14 protein-coding genes and 1 pseudogene are annotated in these 19,226 nt (G+C 71.4%); 8 read left to right on the top strand and 7 right to left on the bottom strand.

The window, feature by feature from the left end; all coding sequences use genetic code 11:
* Positions 1 to 36: 36 nt before the first annotated feature.
* The 5 genes and pseudogenes from C1A17_RS08450 to ilvA all read right to left on the bottom strand — a co-directional run bounded on the left by C1A17_RS08450 (position 37) and on the right by ilvA (position 4,275).
* The gene (locus C1A17_RS08450) at positions 37 to 885 is read right to left on the bottom strand and encodes an HAD family hydrolase (protein WP_101652591.1); all 849 of its coding nucleotides are present in this window, start codon (positions 883 to 885) and stop codon (positions 37 to 39) included.
* On the bottom strand, positions 878 to 1,549 hold the full coding sequence (locus C1A17_RS08445; protein WP_101652590.1) for a hypothetical protein: 672 nt from the start codon (positions 1,547 to 1,549) through the stop codon (positions 878 to 880). Before C1A17_RS08445 ends, C1A17_RS08450 begins: the two co-directional genes overlap by 8 nt.
* Positions 1,550 to 1,569: 20 nt before the next feature.
* The gene (locus C1A17_RS14175; protein WP_245873599.1) at positions 1,570 to 1,986 is read right to left on the bottom strand and encodes a proteasome activator; all 417 of its coding nucleotides are present in this window, start codon (positions 1,984 to 1,986) and stop codon (positions 1,570 to 1,572) included.
* A 55-nt stretch (positions 1,987 to 2,041) separates the two neighbouring features.
* A pseudogene (locus C1A17_RS08440) lies at positions 2,042 to 2,881 on the bottom strand (NAD(P)H-quinone oxidoreductase); the annotation flags it as partial.
* A 107-nt stretch (positions 2,882 to 2,988) separates the two neighbouring features.
* A complete protein-coding gene (gene ilvA / locus C1A17_RS08435) occupies positions 2,989 to 4,275 on the bottom strand; it encodes a threonine ammonia-lyase IlvA (RefSeq protein WP_245873597.1) in 1,287 nt (428 codons plus the stop codon).
* Between the two features lie 217 nt (positions 4,276 to 4,492).
* Between ilvA and C1A17_RS14070 the strand changes: the two genes are divergently transcribed.
* The 4 genes from C1A17_RS14070 (at position 4,493) to glgB (ending at position 12,985) form a co-directional block, all read left to right on the top strand.
* Positions 4,493 to 5,632, top strand: coding sequence for a universal stress protein (locus C1A17_RS14070; protein ID WP_180953251.1), 1,140 nt, complete (start codon positions 4,493 to 4,495; stop codon positions 5,630 to 5,632).
* 40 nt (positions 5,633 to 5,672) lie between these two features.
* Positions 5,673 to 7,793 (top strand): alpha-1,4-glucan--maltose-1-phosphate maltosyltransferase, encoded by a 2,121-nt coding sequence (locus C1A17_RS08425; RefSeq protein WP_101653596.1) that lies wholly within the window; start codon positions 5,673 to 5,675, stop codon positions 7,791 to 7,793.
* Between the two features lie 62 nt (positions 7,794 to 7,855).
* Positions 7,856 to 10,519 (top strand): maltokinase N-terminal cap-like domain-containing protein, encoded by a 2,664-nt coding sequence (locus tag C1A17_RS08420; RefSeq protein WP_101652587.1) that lies wholly within the window; start codon positions 7,856 to 7,858, stop codon positions 10,517 to 10,519.
* Positions 10,520 to 10,567: 48 nt separating this feature from the next.
* Positions 10,568 to 12,985, top strand: a complete 2,418-nt coding sequence (gene glgB, locus C1A17_RS08415) for a 1,4-alpha-glucan branching protein GlgB (RefSeq protein ID WP_101652586.1) — start codon at positions 10,568 to 10,570, stop codon at positions 12,983 to 12,985.
* A gap of 259 nt (positions 12,986 to 13,244) precedes the next feature.
* Here the strand turns inward: glgB and C1A17_RS08410 are convergent, their stop codons facing one another.
* Together C1A17_RS08410 and C1A17_RS08405 are read right to left on the bottom strand one after the other, a co-directional pair.
* Complete coding sequence (locus C1A17_RS08410; protein WP_146000609.1) at positions 13,245 to 14,411, bottom strand: PDDEXK family nuclease; 1,167 nt, start codon at positions 14,409 to 14,411, stop codon at positions 13,245 to 13,247.
* Positions 14,412 to 14,731: 320 nt separating this feature from the next.
* Entirely contained in the window at positions 14,732 to 16,345 is a 1,614-nt protein-coding gene (locus C1A17_RS08405) for a gamma-glutamyltransferase (RefSeq protein WP_101652584.1), read from the bottom strand.
* Positions 16,346 to 16,388: 43 nt separating this feature from the next.
* Here C1A17_RS08405 and C1A17_RS08400 point away from each other — a divergent pair, with 43 nt between their 5' ends.
* The 4 genes from C1A17_RS08400 to C1A17_RS08385 all read left to right on the top strand — a co-directional run bounded on the left by C1A17_RS08400 (position 16,389) and on the right by C1A17_RS08385 (position 19,196).
* Entirely contained in the window at positions 16,389 to 17,135 is a 747-nt protein-coding gene (locus C1A17_RS08400) for a helix-turn-helix transcriptional regulator (protein WP_180953250.1), read from the top strand.
* A 125-nt stretch (positions 17,136 to 17,260) separates the two neighbouring features.
* Positions 17,261 to 18,073: a VOC family protein gene (locus C1A17_RS08395; RefSeq protein WP_101652582.1), complete on the top strand. Its 813-nt coding sequence runs from the start codon at positions 17,261 to 17,263 to the stop codon at positions 18,071 to 18,073.
* 8 nt (positions 18,074 to 18,081) lie between these two features.
* A complete protein-coding gene (locus C1A17_RS08390; RefSeq protein WP_425427294.1) occupies positions 18,082 to 18,555 on the top strand; it encodes a VOC family protein in 474 nt (157 codons plus the stop codon).
* Positions 18,552 to 19,196: a maleylpyruvate isomerase family mycothiol-dependent enzyme gene (locus tag C1A17_RS08385; RefSeq protein WP_245873595.1), complete on the top strand. Its 645-nt coding sequence runs from the start codon at positions 18,552 to 18,554 to the stop codon at positions 19,194 to 19,196. Before C1A17_RS08390 ends, C1A17_RS08385 begins: the two co-directional genes overlap by 4 nt.
* Positions 19,197 to 19,226 lie beyond the last annotated feature (30 nt).

Raw genomic sequence — 19,226 nt, 5'->3', positions numbered from 1 at the left:
GGTTCGGGCACATGGTGCCCGGCGGCTCGCGCGGACTCAGGCCTGTGCGGCGATCGCCTGGAGCACCGCGGTGATGCCGCCGTCGAGCACCGCCGGCACGATCCCACCGGCGGCGGCGATCGCATCCGGGTGGCCGTTCGCCATGGCGTAGCCGGAGCCCGCCCACGCGAGCATCTCGATGTCGTTGGGCATGTCGCCGAACGCCGCGACCTCGTGCGGTCCGATCCCCACCGCGGAGCACCAGGCGGCGAGCGTCCCGGCCTTGGTGACACCGGGGGCGGCCAGCTCGACGAGGCCGTTGCGCGGATTCGAATGGGTCGCGTGGAGGGTGTCGCCGATGACCGCGCGGACCGCGGCGAGCATCGCGTCGGAATCCCGCGACCCCGTGCGGAGCAGGACCTTGACGACCCCGGGGACGTGCGGGCTGTCGGTCGGATCGATCCACGTGGCATCGGCGGGGAAGCGGGTGAGGAAGTCCGGTTCGAGGAGCAGGCCGTCGAGGGTCTCGAAACCGAGCACCGCCTCGGGCATGTGCCGTCGCACGCGGGCGACGAACTCCGCGAGGGTCGCGGCGTCGACGGTGTGCGCGGAGACCACCCGCCCGCCGGCGAGGTCGTAGACGATCGAGCCGTTGGCGCAGATCACCGGGCCGAGCTCGGGCACGCTCGCGCGGATCGGCGCGAGCCAGCGGATGGGCCTGCCGGTGACCGGGACGAAGTGGACCCCGGCGGCCAGGCAGCTGCGGATCGCCTCCACCGTGGGCGCGGGGATCGGTTGCCAGTCGTGGAGCAGGGTGCCGTCGACATCGCTCGCGACGAGTCGGATCCCGGTCGGCACTGCGGTTCGCGCCTCCGGCTGCGGCCTTCCGCAGGAGTCGTCAGTCATCCCGGAGCGCCTCCTCGCACCGGGCGACGAGGGCGGAGGAGTCCCCGACGTAGCGCTCGGCGGCGCGGGCGGCCTGGCCGGGGTCGGTGCCGGTGCGCACCGCGACCCGGGCCATCGCCGCGGCCTGACAGGCCTCGGCGGTCTTCGCCGCCGCCTTCGACATCAGGGTGGGCAGCATGCCGACCTCCGTGCGGACCTCCGCGGGGACGACGAGGTCGTCGAGCGGGTACCGGGCGTGGCAGGTCTCGGTGAGCCGGTCGAAGCGATCCGCGAGATCGTTGAGGACGAGCGTCTGCCGGGCGACGACCTCGGCGGCGTCAGCGGGAGCGGTGGCACGAGGGGAGTCGGCCGGTGCCGCGGAAGCACCCGATGCGGCGTCCGGGCTCGTGGCCGCGGGAGTCGGGGAGGTCCGTTCGGCCTCGGCGCGGAGGTCGACCGCCGTGGTGTAGAAGCGGTCGACGGCGCGGAGGAATCGGTCGTGGTGCTGCCGCCACAGGCCGGTGCCGAACCGCCGGTCCTCGGCACGGGTGCCCCCGCGGGCGGAGCGCCGGATGCCCCGTTCGCCCGTGGCGTTGTGCGGCGCAGTCGACTTCGCGTTCGACGCGTCCCCGCCCCGGGCCGGCGCCGGGCGCAGCGACTCGACGAGCCGTCCCCACACCCCCATGACCTCAGTGCCTCCGGTGCTCAGAGGTAGTTGCCGGTTCCCGAATGACCGTCGTCCTTCGGGGTGCCCGCAGCGTCGTTCGCGCCGTCCTGGACGACGACCATGCCGGGCGGCAGCTGGCCCTGGGGCCGGGCGCCCTTCTGCTGGGCGATCGCCTGCTGCGCCATGATCGCGGTCTGGATGCCGTGGAACAGGCCCTCGAGCCAGCCCACGAGCTGGGCCTGGGCGATCCGGAGCTCACCGGCGCTCGGCGCGCTCTCGCCGTCGAAGGGCAGGTTGAGGCGCTTGAGCTCGTCGACGAGCTCGGAGGACATGCCTTCGGCGAGCTCGTCGACCGTGCGGCGGTAGATCTCGGCGAGGCGGACGCGTCCGGCCTCGTCGAGCTCCATCCCGCGGACCTCCTCGAGGAGCTGCTTGGCCATCGTGCCGATCCGCATGACCTTGCCGGGTTCGGAGATCGCCACCTCGGAGTCCTCGTCCTCGGTCCCGTTCGCGTTCGGCGCGGGCGCGGGCGCGCAGCGTGGTGCCCATGACGGACTTCCGGGCGCGCATGAGGGCGTTGAGGTTGAGCTCGGCCTTGACCCCGCCCTGGAGGCCGATGATCATCAGCCGGCCGTCATCGGCGAGGGCCTTGACGTTGCGCTCGAGGTACTTCGCGCCGATGAGGTCGAGGATGACGTTCGCGCCCGGGCGGGTGCCCGCGGCCTCTGCGTCCGCAGCGGTGATCTCCCGGATCCGCTCGACGAAGTCCTCCTCGCGGTAGTTGATCACCGCGTCCGCGCCGAGCTCGGTGCAGAAGTCCGCCTTGCGCTGGGAGCCGACGGTGACGGCGACCTTGGCGCCGAACGCCTTCGCGAGCTGGATCGCTGCGGTGCCGATGCCGGAGCCGCCGCCGTGGGCGAGCAGCCACTCGCCCGGCAGCAGGCCGGCGGCGGCGAAGACATTGGAGTGGACGGTGCTGAGCACCTCGGGCAGGGCGGCGGCCTCCTGGAGGGAGAGGTTCTCCGGGACCGGAAGGAGCTGGCCGGCCGGGACGTCGACGACCTCGGCGTAGCCTCCTCCGGTGAGGAGCGCGGCGACCTCCTGGCCGACCTCCCAGCCGGAGACCTCGGCGCCGAGCTCGACGATGGTGCCGGATACCTCGAGCCCGGGGATGCGGGTCGCGCCCTCCGGCGGATCGTAGTGGCCCTGCCGCTGGAGCACATCGGCGCGGTTGACGCCGGCGGTGTGCACCCGGACGAGCACGGAGCCGGGCGGGCATTCGGGGGCGGGCGCCTCGTCGAGGACGAGGGCCTCGGGACCGCCGGGATTCGGGATGGTGATCGCACGCATGGTTCCACCCTAGCGAGAGGCCGGGCACCTGGGGCGAGTGCGGCGGTTGAGATTGCGAAAAACTGCGGAAAAGCTCTCAGGAACCTTCGGAAATTGCTGTTCGGGGGTCAGACGAACATGCGGAACAGCGGGGAGTCCTGGTTGACCTTCTCGATCTGCAGCGGGGAGGCGTCCATCCGCTCGAGCAGGCCGGCGAGGTCGCGCGGACCGCCGAGGGTGATGCCGACGAACGCCGGGCCGGTCTCCCGGTCGGAGCGCTTGACGTACTCGAAGAGCGCGATGTCGTCGTCGGGGCCGAGCACCTCGTCGAGGAAGCGGCGCAGCGCTCCCGGCTCCTGCGGGAAGTTGACGATGAAGTAGTGCTTGAGGCCCTCGTGGACGAGGGAGCGCTCGAGCACCTCGGAGTACCGGGAGATGTCGTTGTTCCCGCCGCTCACCAGGCACACGACGGTGGCGCCGGGGGCCACGGTGATCGGGGCGTCCGAGCCCTCCGGGCCGATCGCGGCCGAGGCGAGCGCGCCGGCGGGCTCCGCGATGATGCCGTCGACCTGGTAGAGGTCGAGCATCTCCGAGGCGGTCCGGCCCTCGGGCACCGCCTCGATCGGGACGCCGTGGTGCTGGATGATCTCGAACGTGAGATCGCCGGCCCGGCGGACCGCCGCGCCGTCGGCGAAGGAGTCGATGTCCCCGAGCGTGACCGGGCGGCCCGAGGCGAGGGCGGCGATCATCGAGGCCGCGCCCTCCGGCTCCGCACCGATCACCGTGGTGCCCGGCATGTGCTCGGCGGCGTAGGCGGAGATGCCGGCGAGCACCCCGCCGCCGCCCACGGGCACGACGATGACGTCGGGGTCGACGGGCAGCTGGGCGTGGATCTCCGCGGCGATCGTGCCCTGGCCGGCGATCGTGCGGGGGTCGTCGAAGGCGGACACGATGAGTGCGCCGGTGCGGGCGGACCACGCCTTCGCGAGGTCCGAGGCCTCGTCGTAGGTCGAGCCGTCGATGACGACCTCGACGTCCTCACCGCCGAAGTGCCGGATCCGGTCGATCTTCTGCCGCGGGGTGGTCTTGGGGACGAAGATCGTGCCGGTGATGTCGAGCTCGTTGCACGCGCGGGCGAATCCCTGCGCGTGGTTGCCGGCCGAGGCGCACACGACCCCGCGGGCGCGCTCGGCCGCGGTGAGCTGGAGCATGAAGTTGAAGGCGCCGCGGATCTTGTACGAGCGCACCGCCTGGAGATCCTCGCGCTTGAGGTAGACGGTCGCCCCGGTGCTCTCCGACAGGCGCTCCGAGATGTGGAGCGGGGTGGTGATCACCGAGTCGGCGATCCGCGCGGCGGCGGCCTCCACCTCGGTCGCGGTGATGAGTCCCCTGGTCGTCGTGTCGTCGATAAGCACCTCCCCATTGTGCGCCGCCTCCGCCGCGAGTTCCAGTGGACGGACAGAGGGCGTCCGCCATTCGGACCGACAGCGGAGGGTCCGAGGGCCGGGCGCCGGTCGGTCCGGGTGCTGAGAAACCGAGGGTCCCACGATGGACGGGGGTGACACCGGCCCGGTGCCGCCGCGTAGATTGGACGCAGGGCGTCGCCGTCGACGCCTGCCGAGGAGGAGAGCCATGGCACCGGACTGCACGGAAACAGGAGCACCACCTGCCCAGCGCCGCACCCGGCGCACGATCCTCGTCGGCGTGGACGGCTCGCGCAACGCGACCCGCGCCTTCGACTCCGCACTCATAATCGCCGGGATCCGTCATCTCGAGATCCTGCTCGTCGGAGCGTTCACCTACCCCTTCGCCTATCTCGACCCCTACGATCCGGCCGTCGCCGACGAGCGCGCCACGTACCTCGGCGAGGTCGAGGAGCGCATCCGCCAGGCGGCCGCCCCGCTGCTCGCCCGCGCGGAGGAGGCCGGGATCCCGGCCCGCCTCGAGATCTGCGAGGGGGATGCCGCCGGCGCGCTCATGCGCGCGAGCGCGGACGCGGAGATCGGCGTCGTGGGCAAGCGCGGACGCACCCCGTTCGGCGGCCGCTTCATGGGGAGCGTGTCGAACTCGTTCGTGTCCCACTCGCGCTGCCCCGTCCTCGTCGTTCCCGAGGCGTGGGAGGGCGATCCGGGCACCGTGGTCAACGCGCCGCCGGTCGAGGGCGCCGCAGACCGGGAGCCGGTGACCGCGGAGCTGCGGATCGTCTCGCGCACCACGGAGATCCCCGTCCGCGCCGACGACCCGGAGGCCGAGGAGTCCCCGACCGAGGATTCCGAGGGTGCCGAGTCGCCCGCGGACCCCGGGGAGGGGGCGCCCGCCCTCGACGTCGGCGGAGCCGTCGTCCTCGCCGTCGACCCCGGCAACTCGAGCGGTCGCATCGCCCCGCTCGCCGCGGACTGGGCGGTCGCCGTCGGACGGCCCCTCGTCCTCATCAGCGCGCTCGCGCTCGGGGTCGAATCGGAGTCCTGGGTGTCCAACCGGATCCAGCGCCCGCTCCTCGACGCGCCGCGGGTGCACGGGGCCGCGATCGGCAGGCTCAAGGAGATCACCGCCGCGCTCGCCGAGTCCCACCCCGGTCTCGACGTCGAGTGGCGCTTCTACGACGGCATCCCGGCGGAGGTCATCGGCGAAGCCACCCGCACCGCTTCGATCGTCGTCGTCGGCAGCCGCGGCCGCGGCGGATTCACCGGGCTGCTGCTGGGCTCGGTGAGCCGGGCCGTCCTCACCCGCGCGGTGTGCCCGGTCCTCGTCGTGCCCACCCGGCACACCTGAGGACGGGCATTCACGCCGCGTTCACCGCCCCGCTAGGGTGATGACCATGAGCAGCCCTAGCCTCGACACCGTGAGCACCCACTACTCCCGCATCCCGATCACCGACCCGCAGCCGCTCGTCGAGGGCGGCGCGTTCCCGGCGAAGGCGATCGTCGGCGAGATGGTGCCCGTGTCCGCGACGGTGTTCCGCGAGGGCCACGACATCATCGGCGTCAACGCCGTGCTCGTCGACGAGGCCGGCCGCGAGGTCCACCGGTCCCTCCTCTTCAACACCCTCGAGGAGGTCGATCGGTACTCGGGGTTCGTCTCGCCCCGCGCGACCGGCCTCCACCACATCGTCATCGAGGGCTGGGGCGACGACTTCGCGACCTGGCGCCACCGGGCCGAGGTCAAGATCGCCGCCGGGACCGACATCGAGCTCATGCTCGCCGAGGGCGTCGAGCTCCTCGACGACTACCGGCAGGCGCCCGGCCGGGTGGCCCGCGACCGCGACATCCTCAAGGAGGCGCTCGGGCACCTCGAGTCCTCCCACGGCGAACCGCTGTCCCGGCTGCATCGGGCGCTGAGCCCGGCGCTCATCGAGCTCATGACGCGCCGTCCCATCCGGTCGCTCGTGTCCCGCTCCCGGCCGCTGCCGCTGCGCGTGTCCCGCCCGCTGGCCGGCAATGCCGCCTGGTACGAGTTCTTCCCCCGCTCCGAGGGCGCCCGCTTCGATCCCGAGACGCACACGTGGACCTCGGGCACCCTCCGCACGGCGGCCGACAGCCTCCCGCGCGTCGCGGACATGGGCTTCGACGTCATCTACCTGCCGCCCATCCACCCGATCGGCGAGGTCAACCGCAAGGGCCCGAACAACACGCTCACCGCCGGACCCGCCGACCCGGGATCGCCGTGGGCGGTCGGTTCGAAGGCCGGCGGCCACGACGCGATCCACCCCGACCTCGGGACCGTCTCCGACTTCGCCCACTTCGTCGACCGCGCGCACTCCCTCGGGCTCGAGGTCGCGCTCGACCTCGCGCTCCAGGCAGCCCCGGACCACCCGTGGGCGACCGAGCACCCCGAGTACTTCACCACCCAGCTCGACGGCAGCATTGCCTATGCGGAGAACCCGCCCAAGAAGTACCAGGACATCTACCCGCTCAACTTCGACAACGACTACGCGGGCCTGCGGGCCGAGGTGCTGCGGATCGTCGAGCTGTGGATCGCCCGCGGGGTGACGATCTTCCGCGTCGACAACCCGCACACCAAGCCGCTGCGGTTCTGGGAGTGGCTCATCGCGAAGGTCAACGCGGCGCACCCGAACATCGTGTTCCTCGCCGAGGCCTTCACCCGGCCGGCGATGATGCAGGCGCTCGCCGCCGCCGGCTTCCAGCAGTCGTACTCGTACTTCACCTGGCGCAACACCAAGGAGGAGATCGAGGAGTACCTCACCGAGCTGCGCGACGAGACCGGTGCGTTCCTCCGCCCGAACTTCTTCGTCAACACCCCGGACATCCTCACCGAGTACCTCCAGTACGGAGGACCCGCGGCCTTCCGGATCCGCGCGACCCTCGCCGCGACCTCGTCCCCGCTGTGGGGCATGTACGCCGGGTTCGAGCTCTACGAGCACGTCGCCCGGCCCGGCGCCGAGGAGTACATCGACAACGAGAAGTACGAGTACAAGGAGCGCGACTTCGCCGGCGCGCTGGCCGAGGGGCGCTCGCTCGCGCCCTACGTCACCCGCCTCAACGCGATCCGTCGCGCCCACCCGGCGCTCGGCGAGCTGCGCAACATCACGATCCACCGCTCGGACGACGACGCGGTCCTCGTCTTCTCCAAGCGCACCGACGAGGACGTCCTCGTCGTCGTGCTCAACGTCGACCCGCACTCCGTCCGGGAGACCACGGTGCACCTCGACCTCGACGCGCTGCGCCCGTTCTCCCCGTTCAGCGAGGCGCCCCCCGGTCACACGACCATCGCGCCCGACGACGTCGAACACCCCGAGGGCAAGGTCGAGTACCACCCGCCGGTCCGGCTGCCCGCCTCGCGCACCGCAACCGCGTTCGAGGCCCACGACCTCGTCAGCGGGCAGACCTGGACCTGGGGCGCGGACAACTACGTGCGCCTCGACCCCCGCGACGAGCCCGCCCACATCATCGAGGTGCGCTGGCCCGAGGACTGACCGCGTTCGCGGGCGTCGATTCGCTAGAGTGGAGACACGCATTCGACGCAAGGGGGACACCGGTGGCCATCAGCAGTGATCTGGAGCAGCTGCTCTCCGCGTGGCTGCCGCGCCAGGGCTGGTTCCCCAAGCTCGAGACCGAGCTCGGGGCCGACCCGGACATCACCCCGATGTCGATCACCCGGCTGTTCGAGTTCGATACCGCACGGGCCGCCGCCGAGGCCGCGGAATCCCGGCCCGCCCCGGCCGCGGAGCCCGCCGCGCCCACCACCACGGAGCACTACCGCATCGTCGACAACCGGGCGAAGGCGGAGCCCGCCGCTGATGCGGAGCCGGAACGCGAGGTCGGCACGGTGCGCAACATCGGCACCGTCCAGGGGCACCAGGCGATCATCTCCGTGGGCGACGGCCGGACCCTGCGGCGCCTCAACATCCCGCTGTCCTATCGGACCGAGGAGGACTACGCCCTCCGTCCGCACCTCATCGGCACCGTCGACGACATCACCCTCGGCCGCTGCTACGTCTACGACGGATGCGCGGATCCGATCTTCGTCCTCGCCTCCGCCCAGGCGATGGCCGCGGGCCGCCGCTTCGAGGGCGGCCAGGTCCAGGCCGACCGGGTGGGCGAGCACGGACACCCCTTCGCTGCGCTCGACGACCCCGGCACCCTGCTCGCACACGCCGACGTCATCCGCCTCGGGCTCCTCGAGAGCCGCACGAACGAGTCGAGCGTCGTCATCGACGACCCGGCCGACCCCTGCGTGCTCACCTTCTTCCGCGTCATCCGGCCCGGTTTGAGCTCTGCGGTGCGGATCCCCGTCGCCCTCACCGAGGCCGAATCCGGTGCCGTGCCCGAGGTCATCGGCTGGTCGGCCGGACGCTGGTTCGATGCCGCCGACCTCGACACCCAGAGCGCCCCGCTCGCGATCCTCAGCCGCACCGAGCGCGACTCGCAGCCCGCGTGGCGCGAGGCGGTCGACATCGCGTGCGCGGTGGACTCTGGCTCGATCGGTTCGTACAACAAGCGGGCGATGGCGCTCGGCACCCGGGTGGGGGAGCTCCACCTCGACCTGGCTGCGGAGTTCGGCGTGGTGCGGAGCATGGGAGAGCCCACCGCCGAATGGGTGAAGAAGTGGCAGGACCGGGTCGATTGGGCGCTCGCCCGCGCTCCGCTGGCGCTCGGCGCGCTCGGCAGCCGGCTGCGGGCGCACCGCGACGGCCTGCGCGAGCTCGAGAGCCTGGGCGGACTGCAGCGCATCCACGGGGAGCTCACGCTCAACCAGGTGGTATCGAGCCCCGGCGCCGGATTCCGCGTCGTCAACTTCTCCGAGGAGACCCAGGAGTTCCCCAAGCCCGCCGCGATCGACCTCGTGGCGCTGCTGCGGAGCATCGACTACGCCGCCGGGTACGCCCGGCTGCGCCGCACCGGCGCGCTCGATCTCGATGCGCAGCCGGTGGTGCTCGGCTTCTCCGGGCTCGAGGAGTCGGGGGAGTCGATGCAGGAGGTCGTCGACTCGCCGGAGTACCTGTGGTCTTCGCAGGCGCAGAACTCGCTCCTCACCGGCTACTCGCACGCGGTGAATGCCTCGGTGGGCCTCCACGACCCGGTGCTCCGGGCCGTGCTCATCGACCGCCTCCTCGTCGAGGTCGTCACCGAGCTGCGCAACCGCCCCACCTGGCTCATCGTGCCGCTCGCCACCCTCACCCTGCTGCTCGGCGGCCGCCTCGAGCACGACGTGCCCTCCGACGACGAGGACGGTGCCGCCCGCGCATGGGTCGCCCCCGAATCCTCCGAGGTGAGCGCCGAGGAGTTCAGCCAGGCCTCGGCCGACCGCGGGCCGGTCATCCCCGCCGCGGAGTCCAGGGCACGGGGAGCCGCCGCAAGCGGCTCCGGCGCTGCGGACACCTCCGGGACGGACACCGCCCGTGGCACCGCAGGAGCTGCGGCTCCCGGTGCCGCGATCGCGGGAGCCGAGGCGGCTGCCGGTGACGACAGTGATCGTGCCGAAGCCGTCGGTGACCGCTCCGTTGCCGGTGCGGGGAGCGCGGATTCGACGACTGCGGCCGGCTCCGACGGTGCGTTCGGCTCCGACAGCGAGCCCGGTGACGCAGACGCGGTGACCCCGGTCGGTGACTCCGACACCGAGCCCAGTGACGCGGAAACCTCGCGCGGCGACGTTGCCGATGCTCCCGATGTCGTGGCCGCCGGCTCTTCCGACGATTCCGGGAGTGCACTCGCGGATGCCGACGTCGCGTCCGAGTCCGTCGGTTCCGAGTTCATCGGTTCCGATGAGGAGACGGCGGTCGACATCGATGCCGCCGCCGCTGAGACTGACGATCCGTTGCCCGGTTCCGAGGACGCCGACACCAGTGCGCCCGCTGATGCCGATGCGGGGGAGCCTGCCGACGCGGCTCCGTCCGCAGCCGTCGTAGGGGAGCCCGAGCCCGGCGGCTCCGCTGCAGAAGTATCGGAATCCCGCGACGCCGCCGCGGAGGAGGACGACGCCTCGAATCACGAGTTCGCGGACGTGTTCGGCGGCATGGCCGACGATCCGGATGATCCGCTCGACGAATACGACGTCGAGGTCGAGGATCCGCAGTCCGCGCCCTCCGATCCGGCGGACGGACAGCCGACGGATTCCGCGTCCGGGGATCGGCCCGTCGATCCCACGCCCCCGCTGCCGGCCCGGCCGGCTGCGCCCCCGCGCTTCGGCACCGACCGCTGACGCACCCCGACCCAGCCGCGGGCCTGCGCCCAGGAGGATGACGCAACCATGAGCGAACTCACCCCCGACCTGCTCGAGACGATCGCCGCCGGTGCACACTTCGACCCGCACGGTCTGCTCGGCGCGCACCTCGTCGACGCCGCGGAGGACGCCGGGACCGGCCCGACCGCTCCTACGGCGCCGCCCGCCCCCGAGGCACCCGCCTCGGCCGCGGCTCCGGTGGCTCCTGCTTCACCCGCCGCGGCCGGTTCCCCGATCCCGGCTCCGTCCGGAGGCGCTGAGCGCGACTCCGCCGCACCGGGCGTCGCGTCGGGCGCCCAGGCTCCGCCGGTCCCGTCGACCCGACCGACCGTGGGTCCCACATCGTCCCCGCACGCCTCGGCGACCCGCTCCGAAATCCTCGTCCGCACCGTCAAGCACATGGCCCACGCCGTCTCCGTGCTCGTCGACGGGGAGCGCACCCCGGCCGAGCACGTCGGGAGCGGGGTGTGGGAGGCCCGGCTGCCACTCACCGAGATCCCCGACTACCGCCTCGAGGTCGACTGGGGCGCGGGGCCGGTCGTCGTCGACGATCCGTACCGGTATCTGCCCACCGTGGGCGAGCTCGACCTCCACCTCATCTCCGAGGGACGCCACGAGAAGCTCTGGGCGGTCCTCGGCTCCCAGGTGCGCTCGTACGATGTGCCCGGCGGCGATCCGCTCACCGGGACCGGCTTCGCGGTGTGGGCCCCCAACGCCCGGGCCGTCCAGGTGGTCGGCAATTTCAACGGCTGGGACGGGCGCGGTCACGCGATGCGCTCGCTCGGCTCCACCGGCGTGTGGGAGATCTTCGTCCCCGAGCTCGGGGCGGGCGAGACCTACAAGTACCGCATCCTCACCCGCGACGGCCGGTGGATCGACAAGGCCGACCCGCTCGCCCGCAGCGCCGAGGTGCCGCCCGGCACCGCCTCGGTCATCGCCGACTCCGCCTACTCCTTCCGCGACTCCGGCTGGATCGCGGCCCGCGACGCGGAGGTGCCAGCCGACCGCCCGATGTCCACCTACGAGATCCACCTGGGGTCGTGGCGCCTCGGGCTCGGCTACCGCGAGCTCGCGCGCGAGCTCGTCGACTACGTGTCCGAGCTCGGATTCACCCACGTCGAGCTCATGCCCGTCGCCGAACACCCCTTCGGCGGCTCCTGGGGCTACCAGGTCACCTCGTACTACGCCCCGGCCTCGCGCTTCGGGTCCCCGGACGAGTTCCGGTTCCTCGTCGACAGCCTGCACGAGGCAGGGATCGGGGTCATCCTCGACTGGGTCCCCGCCCACTTCCCCAAGGACTCCTTCGCGCTCGCCCGGTTCGACGGCGAACCGCTCTACGAGCACCCGGACCCGCGGCGCGGTGAGCACCCCGACTGGGGCACGCTGATCTTCGACTACGGCCGGCCCGAGGTGCGGAACTTCCTCGTCGCCAACGCGCTCTACTGGATCGAGGAGTTCCACATCGACGGCCTGCGCGTCGACGCCGTCGCCTCGATGCTCTATCTCGACTACTCGCGCGAGGACGGCCAGTGGGTGCCCAACGAGCACGGCGGGCGCGAGAACCTCGACGCGATCCGGTTCATCCAGGAGGTCACGGCGACCGTCGGCAAGACCCACCCCGGGGTGGCGATCATCGCCGAGGAGTCGACCGCGTTCCCCGGCGTCACCGCCCCGACCTCGGGCGGCGGACTCGGCTTCGACCTCAAGTGGAACATGGGATGGATGCACGACTCCCTCGGCTACGTCGGACGCGATCCGATGTACCGGAGCTGGCACCACAACGACATCACGTTCTCGCTCGTCTACGCGTTCTCCGAGCAGTACGTGCTGCCGATCTCGCACGACGAGGTCGTCCACGGCAAGGGCTCGCTCCTCGCCCGGTTCCCCGGCGACCGGTGGAAGCAGCTCGCCGGGATGCGATCGTTCTTCGCCTACCAGTGGGCGCACCCGGGCAAGAAGCTCGTCTTCATGGGCTCGGAGTTCGGCCAGGAGGCCGAATGGTCCGAGCAGCACGGACTCGACTGGTGGCTCACCGACATCCCCGGGCACCGCGGGGTGCAGCGTCTCGTGCGCGACCTCAACCAGCTCTACCAGGAGTCGCCGGCGCTGTGGGAGCAGGACGGGGTCCAGGCCGGGTTCCAGTGGCTCAACGGCGCTGACTCCGGGAACTCGGTCCTGTCGTTCGTCCGCTGGTCGGCCTCCGGGCAGCCGCTCGTGTGCGTGGTGAACTTCTCCGGACAGACGCTGAGCGACTACCGGATCCCGCTGCCGTTCGGAGGGGTGTGGACGGAGAGGCTCAACACCGATGCGGAGACGTACGGCGGGTCCGACGTCGGGAACATGGGGTGGATCGACGGCGAGTCCGAGGGATTCAACGGCTTCGATGCCTCGGCGGCGGTGACGGTGCCGGCGCTCGGCGCGCTGTACTTCACCCCGGCGCGCTGAGCCCGCGGCGCTGCGGCGCGTCGATCGGTGCGGGGCTGAACGAGGACTCAGGGCCCACCCGGTCGGTGCTGGTCGGCCCAACGGTCGGTGCGCTGTCTGGACGGGGTGTGGTCATCCAGTGATCGCACGGTCCGCTCGGTCGTGCTTCTGCCCCGTACTGCGGGGTATCTGCTGATCTGCGCGCAATTGCGCGCAGATGGCGGGATACTGCGCAGTTCGATGGCGTCGTCCTGCGAACCTGGTCCGGAGTGAGGCTGACTCAGACGAGGCCCACGCGCTGGAGGGCGCGGCGGAACCGCTGCAGGTCGATGACATCGGCCCACGTGAGTCGGAGAACGGTGTATCCGCACCGGCGGATCCGGTGTTCGCGCTCCTTCTCGGCCATGAGGACGTCGCGCTGCATGAGATTCGGGTCGAAGCCCGAGGCGTACTTCTCCATGCCGTCGATCTCGATCACCACCCGCGCTCGCTCGATGAGGAAATCGACTCGACCCACTCGAGTGCCTGCCGCATCGTGGATCCATGCCTGCTGCTGCACATCGGTGATGCCGAGATGACGGAACCCCACCGTCGCCAGGCTCTCCGCAGGGGATTCGGCCAGTCCGGTTGCCCAGTCGACAGCAGTGAGAAGTCGCCGCCGTCCGGGACCGCGTCCGGCGATCTCGATGATCGAGGAGAGCGTTTCCCGTCGCACAGCGACGACATCCTCTGCAGGAGGGAACGCGGTGAAGCGGTTCTTCGGGCCACCGGCCAGCTCACCGTGTGCGAGGTAGGAGTCGAGAGCGGCGACCCCGGATTGAATCCCGCAGTCCTTGGCCAGGTCGACCGCAGTGCGTGCCGGGGTGGTGATGCGAAGACCATCCGCTGCGGACACCGGGGCGTCGAGGGTGATGGACTTGTGCTGCAGATGAAGCGGGACGGAGGAAGACGTCGCTGGGATCACGCTTGCGGAACTCGGCCCCGGGATGTCGACGAGGCGCATCGTGTGGGCTTCGGGAATGGTGCGCTGGCGCCGGTGGATGGAACGGCCGGAGCGGCTCGCGACCGGGTTCACCAGCTCGATCCGGCCGGGTTCGGGTCCGATGTACGGCACTCCGTGCACCAGGGCAGCCGACCGATGACTGACGACGTCCTCGGCACGTATGGACCCGTGTGCGCGGATCCAGGCGAGGTGCCGATCGCGAACATACCTGCGCCACAGCGGATCGTGATTGCGCCCGGATGCGATCCCCGTTACCGGAGGACGCAGGGTGCTGGGATCGTCGACGAAGTACCCGAATGGCCGGTGCTCTGACACCGCGCACAGCGAGACGACCTCGTAGACCCCTGAGGAGATCCTCTCGAGGCAGCAATTCAAGCCGGCTCGCAGCCGCTGCTCGACCGAGGGGAGATGGGCGACGTCGGAGTAGGTGAATACGGCAACCATGCTCGATCATGGGCCGAACGGCAGTCCTTGCGCGGCGCAACCGGGGGAGTGTGGAAAACCGCCCGCCCTCCACAGGTCCGATGCACCGGCGAGGGTCCGCTCTCCTCGGGCCGCTCACACACACGTCACCTCAAGCCGTACTCTCGTGCCAACGTAGGCCGCGCTGCCTCGTGCCGTGCCATCACCGAACTGCGCGAGATCTCTCGATCTGCGCGCAATTGCGCGCAGATCGAGAGATCCCGCGCAGTTGGACGGAAGTAGTCCACTAGCCGAAGTCGCAGCCAGCGCGAACGAGGGCTCAGGTACCCGGGCGGTGCTGGTCAGCCCACCCAGGCGGAGCCGTCGGCGCGCGGGTCTGAGGCCGCGGCCGGTGCGGGGCCGCGCAGATCGATGACGTTCGCGTGGCCCATCCAATCGGTGAGCGCGGCGGTCCGCTGCAGTGGCTCCGGGGTCGAGTCCTCGAGCACCTCGACGACCGCGGCGGGGACGTCCGCCTCGATGTGGACGGTGTGCGGGGTGTCACCGGGATGGCGGATTCCCGTGACCCAGCGGGGGAGAGCGACCGCCTGTTCGGCGGTGCCGCCGCGCACGAGGTGGGTGAAGAGCCGCGCGTGGATCTGCGCCTGCGCCTTGCCGCCCATCGTCGCCTGGACGATCGCGGGCCGGCCTTCGGCGTCGGTGACGATGACCGGCATGAGCGTGTGGGGCGGGCGTGCCCGACCGCGGACGAACTGCGGGGACTCCGGATCGAGGGAGAACATCGACCCGCGGTTCTGGAACACGATCCCGGTGCGCGGATCGAAGCACCGTGAGCCGAACGCCGAGTACAGGCTTTGGATGAGCGAGATGCTCAGTTCGCCGTCGTGGGCGGCGATGCCCACGGTGTCGCCGTCGGCCGGGGCCGAGGCACCGGCCCCACCCGCATCCGAGGCGCCCGCGCGCTCTCCCGCAGCCGCGCCGGCCAGTGACCGGTCGAGCAGCGCCGCCGGGTCGGTGTCCTCGGTGAGGATCGAATCGCGCAGGGCATCCGAGTGGGCGAAGGAATCCGCCCAGATCCGGGCGAGCGCGGTGTCGGCGAGCAGCTCGGGACGCACCTCGCTCGCTGGGGCCGCGCCGCCGCCGGTCACTGCCTCGTCGGACCGAGCCCCGGCGGCCACCGCCTCGGCGAGCTCGTCGAGGTACCGGAGGAGCGCGAAGCCCTGGCACGGCGCCCCGCCGGTGTGGACGGTGTACCCGCCGAACGTGGTGCTCAGCGGCTCGGTGGTCCGCACCGCGTAGTCCGCGAGGTCGGCGGCGGTGAACTCCGGCCGCACCGATCGCAGGTAGGCGAGGACGGCGGCAGCGACCTCACCGGTGTAGAAGTCGTCCGGCCCGGCCGCGGCGAGACGGGTGAGCGTCCGTGCGAGCGCGGGGTTCGAGGCGGTGTTCGCGGTCTCCCATTCCGGTCCGAAGAACGCCTCGACGAAGTCTCGCCCCTCGGCCCCGGACGCCGCGGTCCGGTCGATGGCGCCGCGGAGCGACCGGCTGATCGGGTAGCCGTCGCGGGCCGCAGTGATCGCGGGCTCGAGGAGCGTGTCCCAGGGCAGCCTGCCGTAGGCGTCATGGAGATGCCGCCAGCCGCGCAGGGTGCCGGGCACGGTGATGGACGGCGGTCCGAAGGCGGGAACGCGCCCGCTCGTGCCCCACTGCTCGGGTCGGACGTCGCGCGGGGCATAGCCGAACGCATCGACGAGAGCGGGCTCCGGGGCACCGGGGGTCGACACGAGCGCGATGAGGTCTCCGCCGATCGCGGTGTTGTGCGGGTAGACGACGGCGAGCACCGCATCGGCGGCGATCGCGGCGTCGACGGCGCTGCCGCCCGCCTCGAACATCTGACGGCCGGCCTCGGTCGCCAGGTGGTGCGGGGTCGAGATCGCGCGGAAGGTCTTCGTCATGCATTCACTGTATCGAGGCCGGGCTCGCGTCTACAGTGGTGACATGGATCACACGACGGCGCTCGCCGCGATCGGATTCATGCGGGAGCGGTACGCGGAGCGCATCGTGGTCGACGACATCGCCGACCACGTGGGCTACAGCCCCGCGCACTTCGCGCGGTCATTCGCCCGGGTCGCCCGGCTGGGCCCCGGACAGTACCTCTCGGCGATCCGCTTCGACGCGGCCAAGCGCCTGCTGCTCGCCGAGGACTTCGCCGTCGCCGAGGTGTGCGCCGCCGTCGGCTTCGACTCCCTCCCGACCTTCACCCGCCGGTTCGCGCGGGCCGTGGGAACGACCCCGGCGGCGCTGCGGAGGGTCGCCGAAAGCGTCGGCGAGCAGCCGCCTCGGCCGTTCGAGCAAACCGACGCCCGGCACGACCGGATCCGGGTGCACATCACCCATCCCGTCGACGGCTGGTCCGGGGCGGACACCTGGCTCGGCTGGTACCGGCAGCCGGCTCCGATCGGACTGCCGCTCGCCGGCGTGCTCGTCCGGGACCATGCGGTGGTCGACCTCCCGATGTGCCCCGGGGCGCCGTGGCTGCTCGCCTTCGCGGTCCCGCCCGCGGCCGAGGTAGGGGATCACTTCGCGCTCGGTCAGCCGGTCGTGGCGGTGCACCCGGAACCGATCCTGCCGCCGGTTCCCCCGGGCCGGAGCGTCGCCCTCGACCTCGGCCCGGCACCGGTCACCTCGGTCCCCCTGCTGTCGGCGCTTCCGGTGCTGTGGGAACAGAAGCGCAGGAACGGATAATCACGGCCGCGTCCGGCGGAATACGGTGAGATCAATCGGGCGCAGCGTCGCCGCACCGGCGTCGCCCGAGTACACCGCAGTCGCCGCCCTCGGAGCCGAGGGCGACCACGAGAAGGGACACGATCATGGCACGACCGACCGGAGAGCCGACCTGGCTCGAGTACAGCGCCAACGGCATCGCGGACAGCATCGATTTCTACCGGCGGATCTTCGGCTGGGAGTTCGTCGACCAGGGTCCGGAGATGAACGGCTACCAGATGGTCATCGCCGCCGGGAACGCTCAGGCGGGCTTCATGGACACCGCGGGGATGACCTGCCCCGAGGGCGGTGAGATCGACCCGTCGTGGGACATCTACCTCGCGGTCGACGACCTCGACGCCCGGCTGGAGAAGGTGAAGGCCCACGGCGGACGCGTGGTCCTCGAACCGACCGAGGTCGCCGCACGGGGACGGTTCGCCGGGATCCTCGACCCCACGGGCGCCTATGTGGGCATGTGGGAGGAGAAGGGATTCGACGGGTACACCTTCAGCGCCGCTCCGGGGACCCCGGTGTGGTTCGAGCTCATGAGCATGGACTTCGAGGCCTCGACGGAGTTCTACACCGCGGTGTTCGACTTCGACGTCACCCTCATGGAGAGCGATGAGGACGACCCGCAGCCCGACCTGCGGTACGCGACGAACGCGCCGGAGGAGCGGGCGAGCGCCGGCATCTGCGAGGCGAAGTCGTGGTTCCCGGAGGGCACCCCGTCGTTCTGGCGGGCGTACTTCTGCGTCACGGACGCCGATGCGACGGTCGCCGCGATCCAGGAGGCCGGTGGGAAGCTCCTCGACGGGCCGACCGACTCGCCGTTCGGCCGGGTCGCAACCGTGGAGGATCCGAAGGGCGTGACGTTCCAGGTCAACCAGCCGCTCGGCGATTCGGCCCCCGGCGGCGTGTGATGCCGTCCGTGGACACGATCACGCCATTCCTCTGGTTCGACGACTGCGCCGAAGAGGCGATGGAGTACTACGTGTCGGTGTTCCCCGACTCCTCGATCGGTGAGGTCATGCGGTACACGGAGGAGCTCGAGGACATGGGCGAGCAGTTCCGGGGGATGACCGGGAAGATCAACGCCGCGTGGTTCACCCTCGCCGGCCGCCGCTTCGGCTGCCTCGACGGCGGGCCGTACTTCACCCTCAGCGAGGCGGTGTCGTTCGCGATCACGTGTGAGGACCAGGCCGAGATCGACCACTACTGGGAGAAGCTCTCCCACGTGCCCGAAGCGGAGCAGTGCGGGTGGTGCAAGGACCGGTTCGGGGTGTCGTGGCAGGTCATGCCCGCCGGGATGGACGCGCTCGTCGGAACCCCGGCGGCCATGCAGGCGCTGCTCGGGATGAAGAAGATCGTCATCGCCGATCTCGAAGCGGTGCAGGACCGGTGAGCACAGGGCGCGGTGCGGTGCATGACCTGTGGGAGGCCACGCACCGCGCGCGGCAGGACCTCGTCGACGATCTCTCGGGACTCGGTGAGGAGGATTGGCGCCGGCCGACCCTGTGCGGGGCGTGGGATGTCGAGCATGTCGTCGCACATCTCACGGCAGCGGCATCGACCGGTACTCTCGCATGGGTCCGCAGCATCGTGCTGGCCGGGTTCCGCCCGGCTGTCCACAACGAGCGGCGACTGCGAGAGCACCTCGGTCCCACAACGCAGGACACCCTCGACCGCTTCCGGGCGGTGGTGTCCGCGACCGTGGCGCCGACCTCGGACCTCGCCGCATATCTCGGCGAGGTCGTCGTCCACGGCGAGGACATCCGTCACCCGCTCGGGATCGCCGGTCCCGATGTCGTGGAATCCGCGACCGCCGTGGCGGAGTTCTATGCGCGCCGGGACTTCACGGTGGAGAGCAGGACGACCGCCGCCGGAGTGCGGCTGCGGGCCACCGACGGCCCCTTCAAGGCAGGGTCCGGACCCGAGGTCGCGGGGCCGACGCTCGCTCTCGTCATGGTCATGGCGGGTCGCAGCAGCCACCTCGGCCAGCTGACCGGAGACGGCGTGGCCGTGCTCGCGAGCCGGCTCACCTGAGTCCGCGAGCACGGGGGCTGCCGACCACCG

The sequence above is a fragment of the Brevibacterium ihuae genome (assembly GCF_900184225.1).
Classification (GTDB): Bacteria; Actinomycetota; Actinomycetes; order Actinomycetales; family Brevibacteriaceae; genus Brevibacterium; species Brevibacterium ihuae.
Note: the sequence above shows the minus strand (reverse complement) of the source record. Positions and strands in the feature narration are given on the sequence as shown.